Annotated in this window: 4 protein-coding genes; all 4 read right to left on the reverse strand. The window is 64.4% G+C overall.

Annotation, left to right across the window (positions count from 1 at the left end; genetic code table 11):
- The coding region (locus JHD73_RS27105; protein ID WP_199033229.1) for an urease accessory protein UreD at positions 1–865 on the reverse strand (865 nt) is incomplete at its 3' end.
- 90 nt (positions 866–955) lie between these two features.
- Complete coding sequence (gene urtE, locus JHD73_RS27110) at positions 956–1,648, reverse strand: urea ABC transporter ATP-binding subunit UrtE (RefSeq protein ID WP_199033230.1); 693 nt, start codon at positions 1,646–1,648, stop codon at positions 956–958.
- A 1-nt stretch (position 1,649) separates the two neighbouring features.
- On the reverse strand, positions 1,650–2,501 hold the full coding sequence (gene urtD, locus JHD73_RS27115) for an urea ABC transporter ATP-binding protein UrtD (protein ID WP_199033231.1): 852 nt from the start codon (positions 2,499–2,501) through the stop codon (positions 1,650–1,652).
- Positions 2,498–3,548 (reverse strand): urea ABC transporter permease subunit UrtC (gene urtC, locus JHD73_RS27120; protein WP_199033232.1); only part of this gene is annotated, 1,051 nt, incomplete at its 5' end. The genes urtC and urtD, both read right to left, overlap by 4 nt.

The following is a 3,548-nucleotide window of genomic DNA, read 5'->3' on the forward strand; positions in this document are numbered from 1 at the left end:
GGCCTGGCACACCATGCATCGGTTCACGCAGCGCCAGCCAGGTCTGTGACAGCAAGGCGCGCACATCTTCGGGCCGGCGTGCGAGCACGCGCAGCAGCAAAACGTTTGGCAGGCCGGGCGCGTCCTGGGTGATGCAGGTCACGCCAGCACGGAGGGTGTCGTTGTACGGCAGGTGCTCGGCCATCGCCTCGGCCAGGGCTTCAGTCGCGCCCTCGCCCACCGCCCACAGCGTGCCGACGACGTGAAAACCGGACATGCCTGTCGTCGCACTCAGCACGGGCGACTGCGCATCAAACGCTGCGGACTCGATCCACAATGGCTGGCCGTTGCAGCGCAATGCCGTGTGCATGGCGATGCGGCCTTCGGCCCATGACTCGCCGGCGGCGTGTCGGCCGAGCATGGTGGTATCCCAGCCGATGGCGGTGGCGCCGGGGGCCAGATCCAGCGTCAGATCAATGATCGGGCACGCCTGGTTGAAGACGATGTTCTCCTGCGGCAGCCAGTCAAGCCGCGCGCCAGCGTCCAGGTGGATCGCTACCCGCTGCGTGGCCGTGCGGCCAAGCGACTTGTACCACTTGGTCGCGCCGGGCGTGGTCAGCAGTGCGTGGGCATCGGCACCGAGCTCAATGTCGATATCGAGTACGTCGCCGCCGGCAACACCTGCTGGCGGGTGCAGCATGACAACGTGGCAGATGCTCTCACCTTCCGGGTACAACGCCTTCTGCACACGCAGCGGCCCACGATGGCGGCACTCGGCCAGCACGGTCCGTTCTTCCCCTCGGCGCGCAAACGCCAGCCGCAGGGAGGCTTCCCAGGACGCGAAAGAATCGGTCTGCGGCGGAACAGGAAAATCGGGATGGCGCATCAGTGGTGCTGCACTGCAGCTAGGATTTTTCTCATCATAGCCAGATGCCGCAGGTTTCGCACTCGACTTTTTCTGCAAGACACCTGTGCGTCAAACAGCGACCAAGTCGCGTACGCCATCGGCTTCCATGTTGGCGCCGTCGCCCTGGGCGATGACCTCGCCACGGCTCATGACGACATAGCGATCCGCAATGCTGCGGGCGAAATCGTAGTACTGCTCGACCAGCAGCACCGACATGCCGAATTCGTCCACCAGACGGCGCAGCGTGCGGCCGATCTCCTGGATGATCGATGGCTGAATGCCCTCGGTCGGCTCGTCCAGGATCAGCAGGCGCGGCTCGCTCATCAGCGCGCGGCCAATGGCCAGTTGCTGTTGCTGGCCGCCAGACAGATCGCCACCGCGCCGCCCCTTCATCTCCTTGAGCACCGGAAACAGCGCGTAGATCGAATCGGGCACCTTGGATGGCGCGCGCTTGGCGGCGGCCCCGATCAGCAGGTTCTCTTCCACCGTCAGGCGCGGAAAGATCTCGCGGCCTTGCGGCACATAGGCGAGGCCCTGGGAGACCCGCTCATACGCGGGCAGCTTCTGGATTGCATGCCCTTCCCAATCGATCGCGCCGCTGGCAGTGGGCACCACGCCCATCAGGCACTTGAGCAGCGTTGTCTTACCCACGCCGTTGCGGCCAAGCAATGTGGTCAGCTTGCCTGCCGGCACCTCGAAGCTGACATTGCGCAGGATGTGGCTGCCGCCGTAGAACTGGTTCAGTTGCTGGACCTGCAACATATCAACGCCCCAAATACGATTCAATGACACGCTCGTCACGCTTGACGGCATCGAGCGTGCCTTCGGCCAGGACGCTGCCCTCGGCCAGCACGGTCACGCGCCCCTTCTCCCCCGCCAGCGCGGCAACGAACTCCATGTCGTGCTCGACCACCATGATCGAGCACGAGCCACGCAGGCCGTTGAGCAGCGCGGCCAGTTGCATCGTTTCCTCATCCGTCATGCCGGCGACGGGCTCATCGAGCAGCAGCAGTTGCGGTTGCTGCATCAGCAGCATGCCGATCTCCAGCCGCTGCTTTTGCCCGTGCGAGAGCAGGCCGGCAGGCCGATACGCCTCGGCTTCCAGATGGATGCGGCCAAGCGTTTCTTCGATGCGCTGGCGGCCGTCATCGAGCAATCGAGCGCGCAGCGACACCCACCAGCGCTTGTCAGCCTTCATCGCCAGTTCGAGGTTCTCCCACACGGTGTGTTGCTCGAACACGGTGGGCTTCTGGAACTTCCGGCCGATGCCGATCTGCGCGATGCGAGGTTCGGTCAGTCGCAGCAGGTCGATGGTCTGGCCAAGGAACACCCGGCCCGTGACATCCGCATTGCGCGGGCCGGTCTTGCCGGTGATCACGTCCATCATCGTGGTCTTGCCCGCGCCGTTGGGGCCGATGATGCAGCGCAGCTCGCCGTGGTCGATCGACAGCGTGAGCGCGTTCAGCGCGCGAAAGCCGCCAAAGCGCACCGTCACGTCCTCCAGATACAGGATGGCGCCGTGCGAAACATCAATCGTGTCCGGCTCGACCAGGTGGCCCATACCGGTGGCGGTACCGGTCTCCGCGCGGTCGGGGAGTGCGGTAAAGGTGCTCATGCGTGGTCTCCGGCGGGCGGTGCGGCGGTGGTTGCCGTAGCTTCAGGGGCCTTGGCTTGCGTGGGCACGCGCTTCTGTACGCGCAGCCTGGCCCAAAGCCCCAGCACACCATTCGGCAGATACAGCGTCACCAGCACGAAGATCGCCCCGAGCACGAACAACCAGTACTCCGGCACCCACGCCGTCAGCAACGTCTTGGCCCCGTTGACGAGGAACGCGCCGATGATCGGACCGATCAACGTACCGCGCCCGCCCACGGCCACCCACACGGCCATCTCGATCGAGTTGCCCGGCGACATCTCGCCCGGGTTGATGATGCCGACCTGCGGCACATACAGCGCGCCCGCAATGCCACACAGCACCGCAGAGAACGTCCACACGAACAGCTTGTAGCCGAGCGGGTTGTAGCCGGAGAACATCACGCGCGCTTCGGCATCACGAATGGCCGTGACCACGCGCCCAAACTTGGACGTGACGATCGCGCGGCAGGCGATGAATGCCAGCACCAGCGCCACAAACGTCGCGACAAAGAGCACCGTGCGGGTCGACAACGCGGCAATCGGGAAGCCAAGAATGCGCTTGAAATCGGTAAAGCCGTTGTTGCCGCCAAAGCCCGTTTCATTGCGGAAGAACAGCAGCATGGCCGCATACGTCATCGCTTGCGTGATGATCGACAGGTACACGCCTTTCACGCGCGAGCGGAAGGCGAAGAAGCCGAACAGCCAAGCCAGCACGCCGGGCACCAGAATCACCAGCAGCATGGCCCAGGCGAAATGTTCGGTGCCGTGCCAGAACCAGGGCAGCTCCTTCCAGTCGAGGAAGACCATAAAGTCCGGCAGGTCGCTTTTGTACACGCCTTCGCGGCCGATCGAGCGCATCAGGTACATGCCCATCGCATAACCGCCCAGCGCGAAGAACACGCCATGGCCGAGGCTCAGGATGCCGCAGTAGCCCCACACCAGATCGAGCGCCAGTGCCGCCAGTGCGTAGCACATGATCTTGCCGATCAACGTGAGCGCATACGCCGACAGATGCAGCGGGCTACCC

It is taken from the genome of Ralstonia sp. ASV6 (assembly GCF_016429285.1).
Classification (GTDB): Bacteria; Pseudomonadota; Gammaproteobacteria; order Burkholderiales; family Burkholderiaceae; genus Ralstonia; species Ralstonia flaminis.